General features: G+C 35.8%; 18 protein-coding genes. 5 read left to right on the forward strand and 13 right to left on the reverse strand.

Annotation, left to right across the window (positions count from 1 at the left end):
• Positions 1-50: 50 nt before the first annotated feature.
• The 6 genes from GCQ56_RS05275 to GCQ56_RS05300 are packed head-to-tail and all read right to left on the reverse strand — an operon-like array spanning position 51 to position 5,800.
• The gene (locus GCQ56_RS05275) at positions 51-803 is read right to left on the reverse strand and encodes a tetratricopeptide repeat protein (protein WP_152733370.1); all 753 of its coding nucleotides are present in this window, start codon (positions 801-803) and stop codon (positions 51-53) included.
• 21 nt (positions 804-824) lie between these two features.
• Complete coding sequence (locus tag GCQ56_RS05280) at positions 825-1,862, reverse strand: VWA domain-containing protein (protein WP_152733371.1); 1,038 nt, start codon at positions 1,860-1,862, stop codon at positions 825-827.
• A 35-nt stretch (positions 1,863-1,897) separates the two neighbouring features.
• A complete protein-coding gene (locus tag GCQ56_RS05285; RefSeq protein WP_152733372.1) occupies positions 1,898-2,890 on the reverse strand; it encodes a VWA domain-containing protein in 993 nt (330 codons plus the stop codon).
• 18 nt (positions 2,891-2,908) lie between these two features.
• Positions 2,909-3,931, reverse strand: coding sequence for a hypothetical protein (locus tag GCQ56_RS05290; RefSeq protein ID WP_152733373.1), 1,023 nt, complete (start codon positions 3,929-3,931; stop codon positions 2,909-2,911).
• Between the two features lie 20 nt (positions 3,932-3,951).
• Entirely contained in the window at positions 3,952-4,818 is an 867-nt protein-coding gene (locus GCQ56_RS05295) for a DUF58 domain-containing protein (protein ID WP_152733374.1), read from the reverse strand.
• Between the two features lie 52 nt (positions 4,819-4,870).
• Positions 4,871-5,800, reverse strand: coding sequence for a MoxR family ATPase (locus tag GCQ56_RS05300; protein WP_366139691.1), 930 nt, complete (start codon positions 5,798-5,800; stop codon positions 4,871-4,873).
• A gap of 389 nt (positions 5,801-6,189) precedes the next feature.
• On the opposite strand from GCQ56_RS05300, the gene truA reads away from it, so the two are divergent.
• Together truA and GCQ56_RS05310 are read left to right on the forward strand one after the other, a co-directional pair.
• Entirely contained in the window at positions 6,190-6,957 is a 768-nt protein-coding gene (gene truA / locus GCQ56_RS05305) for a tRNA pseudouridine(38-40) synthase TruA (RefSeq protein ID WP_152733376.1), read from the forward strand.
• The gene (locus GCQ56_RS05310) at positions 6,944-7,423 is read left to right on the forward strand and encodes a ribonuclease HI (protein ID WP_152733377.1); all 480 of its coding nucleotides are present in this window, start codon (positions 6,944-6,946) and stop codon (positions 7,421-7,423) included. The genes truA and GCQ56_RS05310 overlap by 14 nt, the downstream gene beginning before the upstream one ends.
• Before the next feature lie 591 nt (positions 7,424-8,014).
• On the opposite strand, the gene GCQ56_RS05315 is transcribed toward GCQ56_RS05310, so the two are convergent.
• Positions 8,015-8,377, reverse strand: a complete 363-nt coding sequence (locus GCQ56_RS05315; protein WP_152733378.1) for a hypothetical protein — start codon at positions 8,375-8,377, stop codon at positions 8,015-8,017.
• Between the two features lie 134 nt (positions 8,378-8,511).
• Positions 8,512-8,943: a hypothetical protein gene (locus GCQ56_RS05320; RefSeq protein ID WP_152733379.1), complete on the reverse strand. Its 432-nt coding sequence runs from the start codon at positions 8,941-8,943 to the stop codon at positions 8,512-8,514.
• Positions 8,944-9,153: 210 nt separating this feature from the next.
• On the opposite strand from GCQ56_RS05320, the gene GCQ56_RS05325 reads away from it, so the two are divergent.
• Together GCQ56_RS05325 and GCQ56_RS05330 are read left to right on the forward strand one after the other, a co-directional pair.
• Positions 9,154-9,981 carry a GLPGLI family protein gene (locus GCQ56_RS05325; protein ID WP_152733380.1) on the forward strand — a complete coding sequence of 276 codons (828 nt, stop codon included), beginning with the start codon at positions 9,154-9,156 and terminating at the stop codon, positions 9,979-9,981.
• A 137-nt stretch (positions 9,982-10,118) separates the two neighbouring features.
• Positions 10,119-12,812, forward strand: coding sequence for a TonB-dependent receptor (locus GCQ56_RS05330; RefSeq protein ID WP_152733381.1), 2,694 nt, complete (start codon positions 10,119-10,121; stop codon positions 12,810-12,812).
• A 135-nt stretch (positions 12,813-12,947) separates the two neighbouring features.
• Here the strand turns inward: GCQ56_RS05330 and GCQ56_RS05335 are convergent, their stop codons facing one another.
• The 4 genes from GCQ56_RS05335 to GCQ56_RS05350 form a co-directional block, all read right to left on the reverse strand.
• Positions 12,948-13,688 (reverse strand): shikimate dehydrogenase, encoded by a 741-nt coding sequence (locus GCQ56_RS05335; protein ID WP_152733382.1) that lies wholly within the window; start codon positions 13,686-13,688, stop codon positions 12,948-12,950.
• 35 nt (positions 13,689-13,723) lie between these two features.
• The gene (locus GCQ56_RS05340; RefSeq protein WP_152733383.1) at positions 13,724-14,656 is read right to left on the reverse strand and encodes a DUF368 domain-containing protein; all 933 of its coding nucleotides are present in this window, start codon (positions 14,654-14,656) and stop codon (positions 13,724-13,726) included.
• A gap of 41 nt (positions 14,657-14,697) precedes the next feature.
• The gene (locus GCQ56_RS05345) at positions 14,698-16,101 is read right to left on the reverse strand and encodes a tetratricopeptide repeat protein (RefSeq protein WP_152733384.1); all 1,404 of its coding nucleotides are present in this window, start codon (positions 16,099-16,101) and stop codon (positions 14,698-14,700) included.
• A 151-nt stretch (positions 16,102-16,252) separates the two neighbouring features.
• Positions 16,253-17,809 carry a DUF4301 family protein gene (locus tag GCQ56_RS05350; protein ID WP_152733385.1) on the reverse strand — a complete coding sequence of 519 codons (1,557 nt, stop codon included), beginning with the start codon at positions 17,807-17,809 and terminating at the stop codon, positions 16,253-16,255.
• Between the two features lie 279 nt (positions 17,810-18,088).
• Between GCQ56_RS05350 and GCQ56_RS05355 the strand changes: the two genes are divergently transcribed.
• Positions 18,089-19,048 (forward strand): TIGR01212 family radical SAM protein, encoded by a 960-nt coding sequence (locus GCQ56_RS05355; RefSeq protein ID WP_152733386.1) that lies wholly within the window; start codon positions 18,089-18,091, stop codon positions 19,046-19,048.
• On the opposite strand, the gene GCQ56_RS05360 is transcribed toward GCQ56_RS05355, so the two are convergent.
• Entirely contained in the window at positions 19,041-19,766 is a 726-nt protein-coding gene (locus GCQ56_RS05360) for a tetratricopeptide repeat protein (RefSeq protein ID WP_152733387.1), read from the reverse strand. The two genes, GCQ56_RS05355 and GCQ56_RS05360, sit on opposite strands and share 8 nt — an antisense overlap.
• Between the last annotated feature and the right edge of the window lie 24 nt (positions 19,767-19,790).

The following is a 19,790-nucleotide window of genomic DNA, read 5'->3' on the forward strand; positions in this document are numbered from 1 at the left end:
GCACAAATGTACTGATAAATAATCAGTAAAAATCAAGTGGGCGATGCCAATTACCAATCCTTTTTAATTTTGGTTTTCTTGGCTTTTTGAGCCTTGGCTTTTGCCTTCTGAACCTTCTCTTGAACTTTCTTCTCGTCGTTTTCCAATGCTTCTAGCAAACGTTGAGCGTCTTGTTTCGAAATCTTATTTTGCTGTTGCTGATCTTGTTTCTTTTTATCCTGATCCCCTTGTTTGTCTTTCTGATCTTGCTTCTGCTTGTCTTTATCTTTCTGGTCTTTCTTTTTATCCTGATCCTTTTTGTCTTGATCCTTCTTGTCTTGATCTTTGTTCTGATCCTTGTTTTGTTGGTCTTTTTTCTGTTGCTCTTCCTGCTTTTTCTTCATTTGGCGAGCGTATTCCAAATTGTATTTGGTTTCCTTCGAATCAGGGAAATAACGAAGCGACTGCTTATAAGCCTCGATACTTTCATCAATTTTTTTATTTTCCAATAAGGTGTTACCCATATTGTGATAAAGATGCCCCAGTTTCTGATTGTCTTTTTCGGTAAGAGCCAAAGCCTGAAATTGTTTTAAAGCTTCATCGTATTTTTTCTGCTTGTACAAAGCATCGCCTAAATTGAAGCCAGCTTCGTAAGAATTTACTTTTTTATCCAAAGCCTTACGGTATTCCACTTCTGAGTTTTCAAATTTATCTCCTTCGAAAAGGTCATTTCCGGAACGAATAAATTTTCTCTCTTTTTGGGCATTAGCCTCCACACTTAGAAGACAAATCATGCTCATGAACAGTATTATATATTTTTTCATAATTGCTCTCTTTGTCTGTTTCTATTTCGATTCTTTAAATAAATCAATGTCTTTTAAATGTCGGTTCTTACGTTCCAAAACAAACATTTCAAGGAATAAGAGTAATACACCAATTGCTAGAAAAATTTGAAATTTCTCATCGTAAGCGGCGTAAACTTTAGCTTCCAATTCTGTTTTGTTCATTTTATTAATCTCTTTGAATAAAACGTTCAAACCAGTGGTTGTATTATTCGCAATTACAGGTTTTCCTCCACCAGCAACGGCAATTTCTTCCACCATTTTCTGATCTAACTTCGAGATCACAACATTTCCTTCATCGTCTCTTCTAAAATCACTCGATCCTGCACGAACAGGTATTGGAGCACCTTCGGGTAATCCCATAGCAATGGTATGAACAGTTATCCCCAAAGATTGAGCCATTTCTGCTGCAGCTACAGCATCATCCTCGTGGTTTTCACCATCGGTAATTACAATAATTGCTTTGCTGGCTTCGCTATCAGGAGTAAAACTCTTTGTTGCCAGATTTATTGCCGATCCAATAGCAGTTCCTTGAATAGGAACGATATCAGTGCTAATGGAAGACAAAAACAATTTTGCAGATGCATAATCTGTTGTAATTGGCAATTGTGTGTAGGCTTCACCAGCAAACACAATCAAACCAATTTTATCATTGTTCAGTTTGTCAACCATTTTCGAGATGGCACGCTTTGCACGCTCCAATCTATTAGGTTGAATATCCTGAGCCATCATCGAGTTGGAAACATCGAGAGCGATGACCACTTCTACACCTTTTCGCTTTATTTTTTTGAGTTTAGATCCGAATTGTGGACCAGCTACACCAATAATGATAAAGCTTAAGGATAAAATTAGAATGATGAATTTATAAATTGGTCTTGTAAAAGAGGCATAAGGCATCAATTGAGAAATGATACTCATATCGCCAAACTTTTGCAAGGCTTTTTTCTTGATTACATGACTCACCCAATACAAAACCACCAAGATGGGAATGAGTAGGAAGAGGTATAAATATTCTGGATGATCGAAACGTAATTGATCCATTGTACAATGATTTTCAGTTATTCAATAATTTACAATTACGGAATGTTCCGCAAGATTGAATTGCGCAATGCAATTTCCAATAAAAGTAAGAAGGCTCCAAACAGTGCAAATAGTAAAAACTCTTCGCTTTTGGTGCTGTATTGTCTCACTTCTATTTTGCTTTTCTCTAGCTTATCAATTTCGGCATAAATCGCTTTCAGTTTGTTATTGTCAGTTGCACGGAAGTATTGTCCACCGGTCATTTCGGCAATTTCTCTCAGTACATCTTCATCGATTTTAACCGGCATGTTTCTCATACTAATACCAAATGCGGTTTGAACCGGGTAGGGAGCTTCTCCCATGGTTCCAATTCCAACAGTATAAACTCTAATTCCGAATGTGCTGGCTAATTCTGCTGCCGTTACGGGAGCAATATCTCCCTGGTTGTTTACACCATCGGTCAATAGAATCACCACTTTCGATTTTGCCTGACTGTCTTTTAATCTGTTTACAGCATTAGCCAAACCCAAACCAATTGCGGTTCCATCTTCAATCATACCTGATTGGATATCCTGAAAAAGGTTGATTAATACGGCATGATCGGTTGTTAGCGGACATTGAGTAAAACTCTCACCACTAAAAATTACCAAGCCGATTTTATCTTCTGGACGTCCAGTGATAAATTGGGTGGCAACGTCTTTGGCTGCCTCTAATCTGTCTGGCTCAAAATCGCGTGCCAACATACTACTCGAAATATCCAGCGACATTACAATGTCGATACCTTCGGTAGTTGTGTTTTCAAATTTATTACTCGATTGTGGTCGTGCCAATGCTGTTATTAGGAATGCAATAGCCAACACTCGAAATACAATCAGCGCATGACGCAAATAGTACTTGTAAGTTTTTGGTGCTGCATTAAAACTTTTTACGGTTGAAACCTGAATACTTGCATGTGCATTTTTATCCTTCAGGATGTACCATAAAATAAATGGAATCAGAAGTAATAAAAAGTAAAAATATTCTGGGTTTGCAAATTCAATTGAACTCATACTGTGGGTTTTCAATGTTTATTTATTGTCCTCAGTTTCTTCAGTCTCTGTTGTCTCTTCTACACTATCCTTGTCAATAAGAATTGTGTTTTCAACAATCTGATAAGCATATTTCAAACTTCGCTCATTATCGTCGGGCAGAGGTTGGAATTTCGCAAATTTTGCCAAATCAGCACGTTCCAATATCTCTCTCAAATTGCGATGCCAATCGTTGTTTACCTCTACAGAATTCACTTCCTGAAGAATTTCATCAGTAGTCGATTCCAATGTCGATAAATTGTAACGCTCATCAAGATACTCACGAATGGTATCTGTAAGTTGGGAATGGAACTGCTTTATTTTACCTGTCTGCCAAAGCTTTTCCTGTTTCAATTCATCTAACTTTCGAAGTGCAATAACGTGAGCAGGCTCGTCGGGTTTCGCAATTGTAAACAGAGGTTGATCTTTTTTACGGAAGCGAAAATACCAAATCAGGAATACCGCAAGTGCAATAAAGATTATGCCACCTAACAACCAGGGAGCAATTTCGGCAAAGGAAACCGGAGTTTGAATTGGCATTACAATGTCAAAGTTTGCCTTAGTCGTGTCAATTTGCATGGTTTGAACACCTAATAGCATGGTGTCGCTACGCAATACCCTAATGGAATTTGCATCGTAAACCTGAAGCTCGAAAGGTTTCAATTTGTATACACCACCATCGAAAGAAGTAATCAAAAAGTTTTTGTCAACTTTAATAATTCCATTTTCAAGTTGGGTTGTATCCTGCGGAGTCTGATTTATAATTTCAACTCCATTAACGATACTATCCGAGAAAACGGGAAAGCCAATTTTTAATTCCTTTGGCTGTTCTACCGAAAGTTTCAAGTTAATTTGATCTCCAATTACAATTACATTGGTGTCGAGTTGTACGCTGTAGTTAATTTCTCCATCATTTTGTGCAAATGATGATTTCGAGAAAGTAAGCACACAAAAGAACATCAACGCAAAAGCTGTAACTGTCTTTATCAAGAAATTTTTATGTGTTTGTATTTTATTTGCCATAGTTTTCAGTTTCCTGATAGTTATCCTCTACGTTTAAATAAAGCGATTAGGGATCTCACATAATCCTGATCGGTTCTAATATTTGCAACATCAACACCCGAGCGTTTAAACACCTCGGTGTTATCTGCCTCTTGCTTTCGCCACCAGGCTGCATATTGATCGCGCACTTTTTTGTTCGATGTATCTACCCAGGAATATTCCCCGGTTTCTGCATCTTTAATTTTAATCAAGCCAATAGAAGGAAGCTCCTGCTCGCGTTGATCAAATATTTTAAGTGCCACAACATCATGCTTTTTGTTTGCGATGGTTAAAGCATTCTCATAATTAGTATCGATAAAGTCGGATATCACGAAAGTGGTACATCGCTTCTTTATTGCATTGGTTAAATATTTCAATGCATTACTGATGTTGGTACTTCTGTGTTCCGGCTGAAAATCGATTAATTCACGAATGATTCTAAGAATATGAGATTTTCCCTTTTTAGGAGGAATAAATTTTTCGATGGTATCCGAAAAGAAAATCACTCCAATTTTATCGTTATTCTGAATGGCTGAGAAAGCCAAAACAGCTGCAATTTCGGTTATTTGGTTCTTCTTCAGTTTCGACATGGTACCAAACTCGCGGCTACCACTCACGTCAATCATCAGCATAACGGTAAGCTCACGTTCCTCTTCGAACAGCTTTACGTAGGGATGATTGTAGCGTGCGGTAACATTCCAATCGATGTTTCGGATGTCGTCGCCGTACTGATATTCGCGAACCTCGCTGAAAGTCATACCTCGACCTTTAAACGCAGAATGATACTCTCCAGCAAAAATATTGCGGGAAAGACCTCTGGTTTTGATCTCGATTTGCCTAACGCGTTTTAATAATTCACTAGTCTCCATAGTTCAATTACGAATGAATAATTATTAATTAACAATTACGAATTCATAATTCCTATGGTACTTCAACAGTATTCAGGATTTCGCTAATGATATTTTCGCTGGTGATATTGTTAGCTTCGGCTTCGTAGGTTAATCCAATTCTGTGACGAAGTACTTCGTGACAAACTGCACGAATATCCTCAGGAATTACGTAACCTCTTCGCTTAATGAAGGCAAATGCTTTTGCTGCCGATGCCAAAGAAATACTTGCACGTGGCGAAGCACCGCATGAAATCATATCTTTGAACTGATCTAATCCGTAATCAGCAGGGAAACGAGTTGCGAAAACAATGTCAACAATATATTTTTCAATCTTTTCGTCCATATAAACATCCTTAACTACTTCGCGAGCTTTAAGAATATCTTCTGGCTTTAAGATTTGAGATGCTACCGGGAATGCTTTCAAAAGATTCTGGCGCATGATGATTTGCTCTTCTTCTTTCTTAGGGTAGTTGATTACCACTTTTAGCATAAAACGGTCGACCTGTGCTTCAGGTAGCGGATAGGTACCTTCTTGCTCAATCGGGTTTTGAGTCGCCATTACCAAGAACGGTTCCTCTAATTTATAGGTGTGATCGCCAATTGTAACCTGACGTTCCTGCATTGCTTCAAGCAAAGCAGCCTGAACTTTTGCTGGAGCACGGTTGATCTCATCGGCCAATATAAAGTTTGCAAAAATAGGTCCTTTCTTCACCACGAATTCTTCTTTCTTCTGGCTGTAAATCATCGTACCTAAAAGGTCGGCAGGTAAAAGATCGGGAGTAAACTGAATTCTACTGAAATCAGCATCTATAGTTGTTGCTAGTGTGTTAATAGCAAGTGTTTTTGCCAAACCAGGAACCCCTTCTAAAAGAATGTGTCCGTTGGATAACATACCAATTAATAAACTTTCAACCAGGTGTTTCTGACCAACAATTACCTTGTTCATTTCCATAGAAATCATATCAACAAAGGAACTTTCCCTTTGGATACGCTCATTTAGCTCTTTGATATCAACTGTTTGGATCATAGAAATATTATTTATTGCTTTAATTTTTACATAAAAAGTCATCGGAATCCCGAAAAACCTCTACAAAGATAAATTTTTGATGCTTTTATGAAAGTTCAGCGCCGTTAAAAAGTGTTAAGACTGAATAAAGCCACAAGTGATCAAGCTACAAGCTCCAAGTAAAAGAGTGTTCCATGTACAAAATATGGTAGGTACGTAAGATCTTACGTTCGTACGGTTCATAGTTTTGTTAGTTTGAGTAGAAATGAATGAACTTGCATCCGTACGGTTGTACATTTATTAAATTGTGTATTTTTGTGAGGAATTTAGAAAACGATTAGGATTTGAACAAGCGATATTTTATCAGGTTAAGTTATAAGGGTACGAATTACCATGGATGGCAAATACAGCCCAACGCTATTAGTGTGCAGGAGGTTTTGAATAAGGCATTGTCTACCATTTTAAATTGTGAGATTAATGTTGTGGGCTGTGGTAGAACCGATACCGGTGTACATGCCAGCGATTTTTATGCTCATTTTGATGTTGTGCAGGATAAGCAAATTGATTGTGAGAAATTGAGCTTTCGTTTGAATCGTTTTCTTCCGCATGATATTGCCATTAAGGAAACTTTCCAGGTGAAGGAGGAGGCACACACTCGTTTCGATCCAATTTCACGCACCTATCATTATTTGATTACCAAAGAGAAGAATCCTTTTAGAAAGGAGTCACACTGGAAAATTCCTTACGAGTTGGATGTGGATAAAATGAACGAAGCGGCTAAAGTTCTTTTTGAGTTTGAAGATTTTACCAGCTTTAGCAAACTGCATACCGATGTAAAAACCAACAATTGCAAAATTTATCAAGCCATTTGGAAAGATAAGGGAGATGAGTTGGTGTTTGTAGTGAAAGCCGATCGTTTTCTTCGCAATATGGTTCGCGCCATAGTAGGAACTTTGGTGGAAGTAGGGCGTGGTAAAATGGATCTTGATGGTTTCCGAATGGTAATTGAAAGTAAAAATCGTTCGAATGCCGGTTCATCGGTTCCGGGATATGCTTTGTTCTTGGCTGAGATTGAATATCCGAAGGGATTAAAAAAGGATGATGCCAGCTAAATATTATTTGTTTACCGATGGCAGTGTAAATCCTCAATCGAAAGTTGGTTTTGGTGCTTTTCTGTTGATTTCTGATCTGGCTATTTCATTACCTGAGGCAAAGAAATTGGTGGAAACGGTAAGTTTTGAAAACACTTCTTCTTCTAAGCTCGAATTGCAAACGCTTTTGTGGGTTCTTGCTAAGTTGGATGCAGTAGCGACTGAGGTGATTGTTTACACCGATTCCCAGAATATCATTGGCTTGCCTGGCAGGCGTATCCGATTCGAGAAAAACAATTACATTTCGAAGAATGGCAAACAAATTGCCAATGCGCAATTGTATCAGGAATTCTACAAACTTACCGATAGGATACAATGCAGCTTTGTGAAGATTAAAGGACACAAAAGGTCCCTTGATAAAGATGGTATCGATCGCTTTTTTACTTTGGTGGATCGTGCTTCGAGGAATGCTTTGCGAAATAGTTGATTGTTTGTAATAAGAGTTAGCCTTTCTGCATCTGTTGAAACTTGTTCCGTGACAAATTTCCCTTCATCAGTTACATCTGGGATCATTTCCGCTACCGACTTGTGAACTTCCGTGACACAAATTTGTCTTTCCGTATGTCACGGAAGAAGAAACCTCTGTCACGGAAAGGCTAACCCCTTATCACGGAAGACCAAACTGATGTCACGGAAGGCTAGGTGCTTGTCACGGAAGAACTTTCTTTTGTCTCGGAAGCAGAACTTATGGGTGTTAAAAAAGAATTAGAATAGGTACAAAAACGTATTTAGTACAAATAAACTTAGACCAACAAATCCAAGTTTTTCTTTTTTCCATAAAATGGATAGTAAGGAGAAAATTAAAGATAACACCATCAATATAATTAGGATTGTTTCATTTATCGCACTGTAGCCAAAATCTACAATCATTCTTAATTCTCCAATTGATTTGTAAGCCTGTTCAATTTGATATTCTAAATATGAATTAAATAAAAGGGTAATTACTCCTAATAATATTGATATAAGCCAATTTTTCATGTGTAATTTGTTGCTAGCAATGATGAATTAAATTGAAATATCATTTCCCTCCGATATAAGATTTAATTGATTTTGAGACAATTAAAAAATAAGAGATCAATATTAATCCTCCTAATAAAATGAATGTAGATAAGATAAATTCTTTGTCAACATTAAAAATATGAAATGTTATTCCAGTGGTTGCTATAAGTGAAAATACACCTAAAATTTGCCTTACGTACTTCCATCTTAATAAAAGCCCGAAAGCCAATAATATTCCTAAACCTCCAAAGATTTTAATATTCCCAGTTTCGTGTACAAAAAGTGTTTTGTAGTGATCAGTTATTACAGCAACTGCGATAATTAATACAGTTGTAAATAGGGTAGGAAGGAATCCTTTTCGTTGGTAAAATTTTTCTTTCATTTTTAGTTTGATGTGACGATCTTGTTGAAATTAGTGAGTGATCTACAACCACCGCCTTATCAAAACCGCCTAGAGTTTATTGTTTTTGTTGCTTTATCAAGTTGAGTGTAACCGCCAATGAAATCTATCTTTTGTTACCTGTTCTTATCAATCTTTTCTAAAAAATAGTTGTTTGTTCTTTTTGCAACAACCTGAACACCAATAGTTATAAATAATGTATCTAATAATATGGTAACGCCAATTATATAGTAAATGCTCGAGCTAATATCTGGATTTGACTCAAGTGATAACTCATACCATATTGCCAACAATTCACAAAGAACTGCCCAGAAAGTAAGAAAAACGATAAGTTTTATTTTCTCTTGTTTTTTAAAATGACGATGGTGATTCTTTGTAAAATGCCAACATATTGGAGTAAGTGTAGCATATATTATTAGTACCAATCCAAAAACACCTAGGCTTTTCTCTGGAGCAATAGTATCTATTAGAAATCCAATACTTATCCATAAAATTGGTAGAATAAGGGAGTAAAGAAATAAATTTGGTGTTTTAGTTGAGTTTTCCATTTTATAAAGTTGTAAAGTGTTATTGATTAAGGATGTTTTTAGATTCCACTTGCAGTAAAAATAACCCCCGAATTTATGAAAACCACCATAGCTAACAAAATATTTTCCCTGTAAAGTTTGAAGTCAAAATTATTTCAAGAAATTTCGTTGGTGGTTAAACCATTTAAGGGAATAAGAGTCTTAGCATCAGTAATCAATAAAAAAGGAAAAATGAAGAAGATATTACTTGCTGTATTTAGCCTATTTATAAGTTTGGGAACTGCTTTGCAAGCTCAGGAATTTCAAGGAAAAGCTTATTATGAAAGCCGAACCACTATAAAAATGGATTTTGGTGGAAGAAATATTCCTGAAGATAGAAAGCAAATGATTTTGGAGCGAATGAAAAAAGCAGGAGAGAAAACATTTGTTTTGTCTTTTAATCGCGTGGAATCTTTATACAAAGAAGAGCAGAAATTGGAACAGCCTGGAATGGGCGGTGGTAAAGGAATGCGTTTTGGAATGATGCAAGGTGGAGGTGAAGATTACTACAAGAATGTAAAAGAGGGAACCTATGCCGTAAAGAATGATTTGTTTGGGAAACTATTTTTGGTGAAGGATAGTCTACCCAAGTTGGATTGGAAAATGGAGGCGGAAACAAAGAAGATTGGGAATTATACCGCTTATAAAGCTACTGCCATTAAAAAGGTGAAGCGTAGGAATATGTCCGCTATATTCAACCGAAATCAGGATAAAAAACAAGAAGTTTATACAGAGAAGGAAGTTCATGTAGTAGCTTGGTACTCGCCAGAGATTCCAGTAAATCAAGGTCCGGCAAATTACTCAGGCTTACCAGGTTTAATTCTTGAGGTAAGTGACGATCAGACCTCAATTATCTGCTCTAAACTGGTTATGAATCCAAAAGAAAAGATGGTGATAAAAGCACCTAAAAAGGGGAAAAAAGTTAGCCAGGCAGAATATGACGAGATTGCGAGTAAGAAAATGAAGGAAATGAGAGAGAATGGCGGATTTAGAGGTCCTGGACAAGGGAGAGGGAGATAGGTTTTAAGCTCCAAATTCCAAGTATCAAGCTCCAAAAATTAATTTCAAAGTATAAAGGTTGAGGATTTGAGAGAAAAATTTTTGTTTAGAAGTAATCCCGCTACATCATATAATTCATAAGGTAAATTTATAAAATCATGAAGAAATATTTTTTCATACTGCTATTGCTATGCTCTTATTTTTGGAGTTACGCACAGGAAGATATCACATTAAAGGGAATAGTTCGAGATACCGAAGGTGTTGCCGTGGAAATGGCAAATGTGATAGCCGTAAATTCGGATTCTAAATTGTTGGAATCGTATTGTGTTACCAATCATAGTGGATTGTATAAGCTAAAATTGAAATCAGGCTCGAATTATGATATTAAAATTAGCTTTATAGGTTTTGGTGCCAAGGAGTTTTATTTTTCGGCAGATGAAAATGATGCTGTGAAGGATGTGGAGATTGCTGAAGAGGAAAGTATGTTGCAGGAGGTGGACGTGACTTATACCATGCCGGTTATGGTAAAGGGAGATACTATTGTTTACGATACTGATTCGTTTACAACCGGCACAGAACGAAAACTAAAGGATGTTTTGGTGAGTTTGCCAGGTGTAGAGTTGAATGATGACGGGCAGATTGAGGTGGAAGGAAAGCAGGTGCAAAAGGTGATGGTTGAAGGGAAGGATTTTTTTGATGGAGACTCTAAAATTGCTTCGGATAACATTCCTGCCGATGCTGTTGATAAAATTGAAGTGCTTCGAAATTACAATGAGATTAGTCAAATGCAAGGCTTAACCAATGACGAGGACAATATTGCATTGAATATTAAATTGAAATCGGGGAAGAAGAGTTTCTGGTTTGGCGAGTTGACAGCCGGTGCTGGTCCTGATGATAAATATTTGGCTCACCCTAAATTGTTTTACTACAGTCCTAAATTCAGTTTAAATCTGATTACTGATGTGAATAATATTGGAGAAGTGCCTTTTACCAGAAGAGATTATATGAATTTTACTGGTGGTTTTAAAGGATTCAATCCTGGTGGTGGAAGCTCCATTGGAACCGGATCGGATGCCTTGGGATTGTCCAGCTTGCAAAACAATAAAGCCAAGGATATCGAAACTAAATTTGCTGCATTGAATTTTAACTATTCACCATCTGAAACCTGGGATCTAGGTGGATTTGGAATCTACTCCTATACCGGAACTTTGATGGAAACACAGAGTACAACTACTTACGAATTGGAAGGGAATCAGTCTCAGGTAGAGGAAAGTATAAAGAAGAATGATCAGGAGGCAAGTTTAGGTTTGTTCAAGTTGAATTCTATTTACAAGCCAAATGCTAATTTTCAGTTCGATTACGATGTTTTTATCAAACAATCGGACGATAATGAAGAGGAAGAGGTGATCTCTTTAGTAGATGGTGTGTCGGATGAAATTACTCAATTGAAGAAACAGAAGCCTATCTCCTTAAATCAAACAGCGAAAATATATTACACCTTAAACGATAAAAATATATTTGCCTTCGATGCTCAGCATTTGTATAAAAATGAGGATCCTTTTTACAACGCGGTTCGCGATGAATTTGCTTTTACTGATTTGTTTCCGGTTGATCAGTCGGTGAGTTTATACGATTTGAATCAGAACAAAAGAATAATCACCAATAAATTGGATGCCAAATTGGATTATTACCTGGTGACAGGCGATAAGAGCAATATTCAGTTTACCTTGGGAACAACTCAAAATCATCAAAATTTCGATTCAGATATTTTTCAGGTATTAGACGATGAAGAAAAATTGGAGATGCAAGGCAGCGATTATATAAACGATGTGAAATTTAATGTTTCCGATCTGTTTTTTGAGTTTCATTACAAATTAAAAGCAGGGATTTTCACATTTAATCCGGGATTTAGCGTACATCAATTCGAAACAAAAAGTTCACAAAACAACTTGAATTACAAAGATGATTTAACCTCAGTTTTACCTGATGTTTATATTAATATGCAGTTGAAGAAATCTGAGAATCTTCGTTTCAATTATAATATCACCCGAAGTTTTACCGATGTTTCGAAATATGCCGAGGCTTATGTTTTGAATAATTACAATTCTGTTTACAGTGGGAATCCTGAGTTAGAGAGTTCTTTGAAACACAATCTGTCCTTGAATTTCTTCAGCTTTAACATGTTTAATTTTACCAATATGTTTGCGAATATTAGCTACTCGAAAAGCATTGAAGGATTTAAAAATAATGTTGTACCAATAGGGATTAATCAGATAAATACGACCGAAAATTCTGATTTGGCGGATGAATCATTAAGCATGAACGCACGTTATCAAAGAACATTCCATAAAATAAAAGCTTCGGCAAAGGCAAAGGTTTCATGGTCTGAAACAAATAATCTGGTGAATTCACTGCCCAGTAAATCAGAGAGCTTTTCGCAAATTTATACCATGTCCGTGGGAACCAATTTTAAAAATGCTCCTAATATTGAGATAGGATATAAGTATTCTATTAATGATTACGATAGGGAGTCTGGTAATACAACCTACTATACGCAAAGACCCTTTGCAAAATTTGATGCTGCCTTTTTAAAGAATTTTATTGTTACCGCTGATTATGAATTTTACAATTATTCAAATAAAGACAATACAATATTGAATGAGTATAGTTTTCTTGATGCAGAATTGCTTTATCACAAGAAAGATTCGAAATGGGAGTTTGGCTTGAAAGGAAAGAATTTATTGGATACAAAATCGATGGATAGTAATAGCGAGTCTGATTTTTCTTATTCTACCTCTACTTATTTTGTACAACCAAGATATGTGCTGTTTACTGTGAAGTATGATATTTAATATGAAAGAATAATTACCAATTATAATTTACAGTCAGTGGGTTTGAACACTGACTGTAATTTTTTTTGAGTCCTCAAGCCGGACGGGCTCTTCACTTCTGTCAATTGTTAATTTATCATTCCTAATTGATAATTATCATCTGTTCCAGATTTCCCAGTTTTTTTCTGCCTGAAGATGAAGCATGCTCAGTCCGTTGTGAGTTTTGGCTCCTTGTGCAGCTCCTTTTTTCATGAAAAGAGTTTCTGCAGGATTGTAAACCAAATCGTAAAGGAAATGATCTTTTGTCAGTAATGAGTAAGGAATATCAGGACAAGTATCTTCTTTAGGAAAAGTACCTAAAGGGGAACAGTTTACAATAAGCTTGTAATTAGCTATAATATCAGCATTGAGTTGTTCGTAGGTAAAGCAATTCTCTTTTGCATTTCTACTTACAAACTTGTAGTCAATACCTAGATTTTCTAATCCACCAGCAACTGCTTTCGAAGCGCCTCCAGTTCCCAGAATTAAAGCATTAGGTCGCTTATCACCTATGAATAATTTAAGAGATTCAAGAAAGCCATAAATGTCTGTATTGTAACCCTTAAGTTTGATTTGATCTTGCTTACGAATAATTTGAACAGAATTAACTGCACCCAATTTTTTAGCCAAAGGATCAATGTCATCCAAAAATGAAATAACTTCCTCCTTGTATGGAATGGTAACGCAAAACCCTTTTAGGTCATTTTGCTGTGTTAATATATCTGTTAATTCCTGAATATTTGGCAATTCAAAGTTTAGGAATTCTGCATCAAGTTTTAATTTTTCGAATTTCTCACAAAAGTATTTTTTCGAGAAGGAATGGCCTAAAGGATATCCTACAATTCCGTATGTATTCATTTTGCCGTGGTTAAAGGTTAAAGGTTTTGTAAAGCTTATTTGGTTTCAGGAGAGTACTTTTCCATTATCCAAATTAATAAAAATCCTACTACTGCTAGTGCCAATGCAAAAAATAGCTGAGAATCCTGATTAGCCAAAGTTTCAAAAGTTCCAGGAAGAATATTATCTTGAAGTACAGGTATTACTTCTCCATGTCTGTCAATTCGTGTGGTAATGGTTTCTTTCCAGGGCCATACTTTATTTAAGGATCCAATCATAAACCCTGACAGCAATCCAATGGTCATGTTGTGGTATTTATTCAATAACCAACTTAATAGATGAGAGAAGCTTAGAATACCAACAGCAGCACCTGCTCCAACAACAGCAATTACATCAATTTTAAAGCTACTTAATGCACTTAAAATGTAATTGTATGATCCTAACAAAACTAAAATGAATGCTCCCGATATTCCAGGCAATATCATAGCGCAAATGGCTAATGCTCCCGATAAAAACAAAAACCAATAACTAGTTGGCGCCTCGGCTGGAGTTATTTCGGTTATCATGTAGGCAATGCCAATACCTATTAGCATGGCAATAATTGTTCTGGCTTTCCATTCGGTAATTTTCTTGGCTATTACGATTGCCGAAGCTACTATTAGTCCAAAAAAGAAAGACCAAATTAGAATGGGTTGTGTTTCTAACAAATGCTTAATTAGTCTTGCCAATGTATAGAAACTGATACCAATACCCGAGATCAATGCTAAAAGAAAATTACCATTTATTGCTTTCCAAAAATCTTTTAGTTTGAAAGTGAAAAGCAATTTAATAGAACTCAGATTAACCGATTTAATGGTGTTGATTAATTCTTCGTAGATTCCGGTAATGAACGCAATTGTTCCGCCTGAAACACCTGGAACTACATCGGCAGCTCCCATCCCCATTCCTTTTAAGGCAATAATAACATAATCTTTAATTTTTCTGGACATATCTATCTTCGGCTTGAAATTGTAAGTGTGTATTTACTTGTTTAAGAGTATAGTTGAATGATGTTATTGAAGTCCTCATTGTCTTCCAATTCTGGAAATTGAAGGAAGATATCTTTGATATTTTCGGACTCAACATCAACTGATTTTTTAATGTAGTTTTCTGCTGAACTCAAATCATCTGTAAGCATGTAGTATGCGGCAAGATTGTTAAGGATTTGTGCAGAATCTGGATTGTAATCTAAACTCTCCAATAGAACATCAATTGCAGTCTCCTGTTTTTCGTTTTGATGGTAAAATTCAGCTAGAGTAATGGAGTAAGTAGGATCGTAAGGATCCAAGTCGATTGCCTCTCGAAAAGCTTGAACTGCTTTTTGTGGATTTTGAGATTGTGTATAAGCAGAACCTAGAGCAAACCAATAATCAGGATTTTCATCATCTAGTTTTTTAGATTTTTCCAGATACACAATTGCTTCGTCGATCTTATCCTGATACATTAGAATCAATCCCATTCCAAACCATGGTTCCGGAATGGTTTCATTGGTTTTTATAGCTGTTTCGTAGTAATTTAAAGCCTGATCGTATTCGCTCAATTTCTCGAAACATTCACCAATGTAGGAATAAGTAGAGGAGTGATCGTCTTCAAATTCAAGATATTCGATATAGTATTTTATGGCTTCCTCGAATTGACCTGTATTGGCTAGCGCATTTGCTTTGTTGAAGTAAGCTTTGCTGTGCTGATCGTTTACAGCTAAGGCGAATTCGTAGGCATCAATTGCTTTCTCAAAATCTCCCATTCGGTTGTGAACGATACCAATATTGTACCAGGCGTTGTCCGAAAAAGGATTTAAATCCAGATATCTGTGATAGGTATCAACACATTTTTGATCAAGTCCGAGTTTTTCGTAGCAATAACCCAATTCGAATAAAACTTCCGAATCATCCTCGTTAAGTCTTACTGCTTCTTCCAGGTAGCCAATTGCCAATTCAAACTGGTTCAGCTGTTCAAATGCCAGTGCAATTCTAAAAAGCAGATCTTCTCTGTTCTCATGATCCTTTGTCAAGGCTTCATCGAATTGTTTTTTTGCACTTTGATGTTTACCCAATAGATTGTAAATATTTCCTTTCAGAAGCCAAATTTCCTTATTGGAAGATTCAATTGATTGTACCTTCTTTAAAATAGAAAGCGCCTCAATATGCTGACCTCGGTTAATAAGGACTTGTGCTTTTTTGATTTGTAAGGAAATGGCTGCCGGATGCTGTTTACTGGCAATATTGGAAACCTTAACGGCTTCGGCAAGTTTATTTTTCTCGATATAATGATCTATGATACTTTCAAATTCATGTACATCGAAATAATAAAGCTTCTGGGCTTCAATCATTTCTTCAAATCGACTTACAAGAGTAAGTGAATCTCCATCAAGATAGTTTTCTGTATTATCTATCATTTACCAATTTAAAATGATTACTGCACTGCAAAAATAGGATTTATTTTAAAATAATCAAGTTGTAAGATATTAACAAAAACCAATCCAGACTTGGGTAAAATGGGACAATTGCGTAAAAACAAACGACCTTGCAAAGCAAGGTCGTTGTTAATTATAAGTTTCTATGTTCTATTCTTAAAAGGTCAAAAATTGTTTTTACCGGATTAAAAGTAATGATTGGCACCTCAACAAATACCGTATTCCAATCGGACATGGCACCATTCCATAAACCTGGTAACTCCATTGCTTTAAGTTCCGATCCGTTGTGCGACTTGTTCGAAATAAAACCCGTTTGTTTATCGATATAATTTTGTAAGACAAATTTATTGCCTTTGTAATCTTTAATACCACATACCAAATCAACAGGGTTGAAGTGAGTCGCTCGCTCAAAGATATTTTTCTGTCTGACATCTGATTTGTCAATTTGAGAACCTTCGATAATTTGTAGTGAAACAGAACCATCGTTGTTTCGAGCCCAAAAAGGACCACCTCCAGGTTCTCCTTCATTTTTAACCATTCCGCAAACTCGAATTGGTCTGTTAAATTTATCGAATAGGTACTTTTTTAACTTTTCGGGATTGTCTTTTTTTAGACTTGCTGGAGCTGTTGTGCAAAGTTTTTCTTCAAGAAAAGTCAACATTTCATCTAAATTCTCTTGTGTCAGATTTTTATCTTCTTCCAGTAGTTTTAAATATTCAAATATTATCGACTGATACTCAAGAAGTAATCCTGCCAATACTTTTTTGAATTGATAGGTAGTTTCTTTTAAACGATCAGGAACTACATTATCAATGTTCTTAATGAAAACGACATCAGCATCAAGCTCATTTAAATTTTCAATTAAGGCTCCGTGCCCACCAGGACGGAAAAGAATTGTTCCATCTTCGTTGCGGTAAGGCTCGTTGTTTAGGTCAACTGCAATTGTATCTGTAGATGATTTTTGAACAGAATAGTCTACATTCAATTTGCCATCGTATTTTTCTTCGAAAGTAGATTTTGTCTTCTGAAAACGCTGGTTGAAAAGCTCTTTGTGATCTTCAGAAACTGTTAAATGTATCTTAGCTTCGTTATTTTTATTTTTGGTGTAATTTAGGGCTTCAACCAAATGTTCCTCAAAAGAGGTTCTGGAATAAAGTTTGTATCTGTGGAATTTTAATAAGCCTTTAGGCAGATTTCCATAATTTAGTCCTTTGTTGTTAAGAAGCATCGCTAAAATTTGCTTGAACTGATTCTTGTCAAGCATTTTTTCAAGATCCATTTCGCTATCGGTAATCACATTTTTTAAGTCACCATAAAAAGCAAAATCTTCTAAGCGATCAAAGAAGTTAAACATTGTCTCAGGACCCTTGTGGCACAAAAACTTCAAATATTCATCTTCAGTATCCTGATAAGTATTTAAAAAATCGTAAAGACTTTTAAACATTCTTGAAGCAGCCCCCGAAGCAGGAACAAATTTTAATAAAGAGAGGTCTTTTGAATGTGTATTGTACACTTCTTCGTAAATCTCAAGTTCTTCATCTTTAATTTGAGTGATACCATCTTCCTTAGTTGCTGGTTTCTTTAACTTCATTTTTGGGAATCCAGTGCTGAAGTTATTTAATTGTTCTTCAATGGTTTCCTGTGCAATTCCTTTAGATTGGAATTGAGATAGGTCTTTTTCTGAAAACATGAGTAAAGTTTTATTATAGTGTCTCAGGCAATATAAAGAATACTTTTATGAAATGAAAAGGCATTTCCATTTAAAAAGAAAATAATTATGCAATCAGCTTATTTTAAGGAGTTGAACGGATTTTTTGTCTACTATAATTTATTACTATGAAATGTATTTAATTTGAAGTTCGAACAGGCTAAAAAGACTATTTTGTAATCTTTAGAGGTATTCCATATTAATTGGATGACCTTAAAGCATAGATTTCTTTTGTACTTTTGAGGCAAATTAAAATTTGGTATGACAGAGGTAACTTATTCCTGGGGACACAGCAGACGATATAATGATTTCCCATCTTATTTTAAAAGCCGTTTTTCTGAACGGATTCAAAAAGTGTCAATTGATGCTGGTTTTACTTGTCCTAATAGGGATGGTAGTAAAGGAGTGGGAGGCTGTACCTATTGTAATAACAATAGTTTTAATCCTGATTATTGCAGTCCAAGAAAATCGGTAAGCGAACAAATAACCGAAGGCATTGACTTCTTCAAAGCCAAGTATAAAAGCCAGAAATACCTTGCCTATTTTCAAGCTTATTCAAATACCTACGGAAGTTTGGAGAAGATAAAGGAGATGTATGAAGAAGCCTTATCACACGAAAAAGTAATTGGATTGGTTATCGGCACAAGACCTGATTGTGTAAATAATGCCATATTGGATTACCTGGAAGAATTGGCTAAGGATTATTACATTGGAATAGAGTATGGAGTAGAGTCTGCAAATGATGATGCTTTACTAGCAATAAATCGAGGACACAATTATGCAGAATCGGAAAGGGCGATATTAAATACGGCTAAACGTGGAATTCATATAGGAGCACATTTGGTGAATGGTTTGCCTTATGACACAAAAGAGGATATGATTGAACACGCGGTTCGCTTGTCTAAACTACCGATCGAAACCTTAAAATTGCATCAGCTTCAGATTCTGAATCATACACAGATGGCAAAAGAGTATGAGGAGTCACCAGAAAGATTTTATCTTTTTGACTTGGATGAGTACTTGGATTTTATTGTGGATGTGATTGAAAGAATTAATCCAGCAGTAATGTTGGAAAGATTTTTAAATCAAGCTCCTCCGGGATGGTTAATTGCGCCTAAATGGGGAGGTGTAAAAAATTACCAATTTTTACACAAGCTGGATAAAAGATTGCAAGAGAGAGAGACCTGGCAGGGAAAACTATTTGAAGAAGAATCTATTTGAGTTCTTTTAATGTTTGAACTCCCTTTTTGTATCCCAATTTCACAGAAGCCTCAATATCTTTAATTGCGGCTTTTTTATTGCCATCTTTTAGTTGTGCAATGCCTCTTGCATAATAGGCTCGATCCAATTTTTTATCAATGCCAATTGCCTTATTGTAAAACTTGATTGCCTCTTTGTAATTTTTAGTACAATCGAGAGATACAGCTTTGTTGTAATATACGCCGGATGAATTCAATCCAATTCTTATGGAATGATTGTAATCTGCAATGGCAGCCTGATAATCTTCGATGTAATATTTGCAAATGCCACGATAGTGATATGCTTTAATATTTCGAGGATTAATGCTTAGTACGTGAGTATAATCCTCAATTGCTTTCTTGTAATTCTTTTGATTTTCGTATAAGATAGCGCGATTCAGATAGGCTTCTTCTTCAAATTTTTGTTTGCCAATAACTACATTTAAATCTTTAATGGCAACCCGATTGTTGTTTAAAAAAGAATAGCATACGGCACGATTAAAATAAGCAGGAAGATAGTTCTTATCTTTTTTAATGATTTGGGTAAAATGCTTAACGGCTTCTTCGTATTTTTTATTACTCAATAATTCAATACCCTTTTCATTTTCATAATCCTGTTTCGATTTTTCACAGCTACTGAAAATAAAAAGAAATCCCGTTAGAAGTACTATAATAAATGCTTTTGGGTAGAATTGTGCCATAGATTAAAGATGCAGTTAGAAAAC

The sequence above is a fragment of the Marinifilum sp. N1E240 genome, assembly GCF_009295825.1.
Classification (GTDB): Bacteria; Bacteroidota; Bacteroidia; order Bacteroidales; family Marinifilaceae; genus Marinifilum_A; species Marinifilum_A sediminis.

Bases quoted from the DNA above. Each gene is read 5' to 3' on its own strand.
- GCQ56_RS05275 (WP_152733370.1), bottom strand. From the start codon at position 803: ATGAAAAAATATATAATACTGTTCATGAGCATGATTTGTCTTCTAAGT.
- GCQ56_RS05280 (WP_152733371.1), bottom strand. From the start codon at position 1,862: ATGGATCAATTACGTTTCGATCATCCAGAATATTTATACCTCTTCCTA.
- GCQ56_RS05285 (WP_152733372.1), bottom strand. From the start codon at position 2,890: ATGAGTTCAATTGAATTTGCAAACCCAGAATATTTTTACTTTTTATTA.
- GCQ56_RS05290 (WP_152733373.1), bottom strand. From the start codon at position 3,931: ATGGCAAATAAAATACAAACACATAAAAATTTCTTGATAAAGACAGTT.
- GCQ56_RS05295 (WP_152733374.1), bottom strand. From the start codon at position 4,818: ATGGAGACTAGTGAATTATTAAAACGCGTTAGGCAAATCGAGATCAAA.
- GCQ56_RS05300 (WP_366139691.1), bottom strand. From the start codon at position 5,800: ATGATTTCTATGGAAATGAACAAGGTAATTGTTGGTCAGAAACACCTG.
- GCQ56_RS05310 (WP_152733377.1), top strand. From the start codon at position 6,944: ATGATGCCAGCTAAATATTATTTGTTTACCGATGGCAGTGTAAATCCT.
- GCQ56_RS05315 (WP_152733378.1), bottom strand. From the start codon at position 8,377: ATGAAAGAAAAATTTTACCAACGAAAAGGATTCCTTCCTACCCTATTT.
- GCQ56_RS05320 (WP_152733379.1), bottom strand. From the start codon at position 8,943: ATGGAAAACTCAACTAAAACACCAAATTTATTTCTTTACTCCCTTATT.
- GCQ56_RS05325 (WP_152733380.1), top strand. From the start codon at position 9,154: ATGAAGAAGATATTACTTGCTGTATTTAGCCTATTTATAAGTTTGGGA.
- GCQ56_RS05330 (WP_152733381.1), top strand. From the start codon at position 10,119: ATGAAGAAATATTTTTTCATACTGCTATTGCTATGCTCTTATTTTTGG.
- GCQ56_RS05335 (WP_152733382.1), bottom strand. From the start codon at position 13,688: ATGAATACATACGGAATTGTAGGATATCCTTTAGGCCATTCCTTCTCG.
- GCQ56_RS05340 (WP_152733383.1), bottom strand. From the start codon at position 14,656: ATGTCCAGAAAAATTAAAGATTATGTTATTATTGCCTTAAAAGGAATG.
- GCQ56_RS05345 (WP_152733384.1), bottom strand. From the start codon at position 16,101: ATGATAGATAATACAGAAAACTATCTTGATGGAGATTCACTTACTCTT.
- GCQ56_RS05350 (WP_152733385.1), bottom strand. From the start codon at position 17,809: ATGTTTTCAGAAAAAGACCTATCTCAATTCCAATCTAAAGGAATTGCA.
- GCQ56_RS05355 (WP_152733386.1), top strand. From the start codon at position 18,089: ATGACAGAGGTAACTTATTCCTGGGGACACAGCAGACGATATAATGAT.
- GCQ56_RS05360 (WP_152733387.1), bottom strand. From the start codon at position 19,766: ATGGCACAATTCTACCCAAAAGCATTTATTATAGTACTTCTAACGGGA.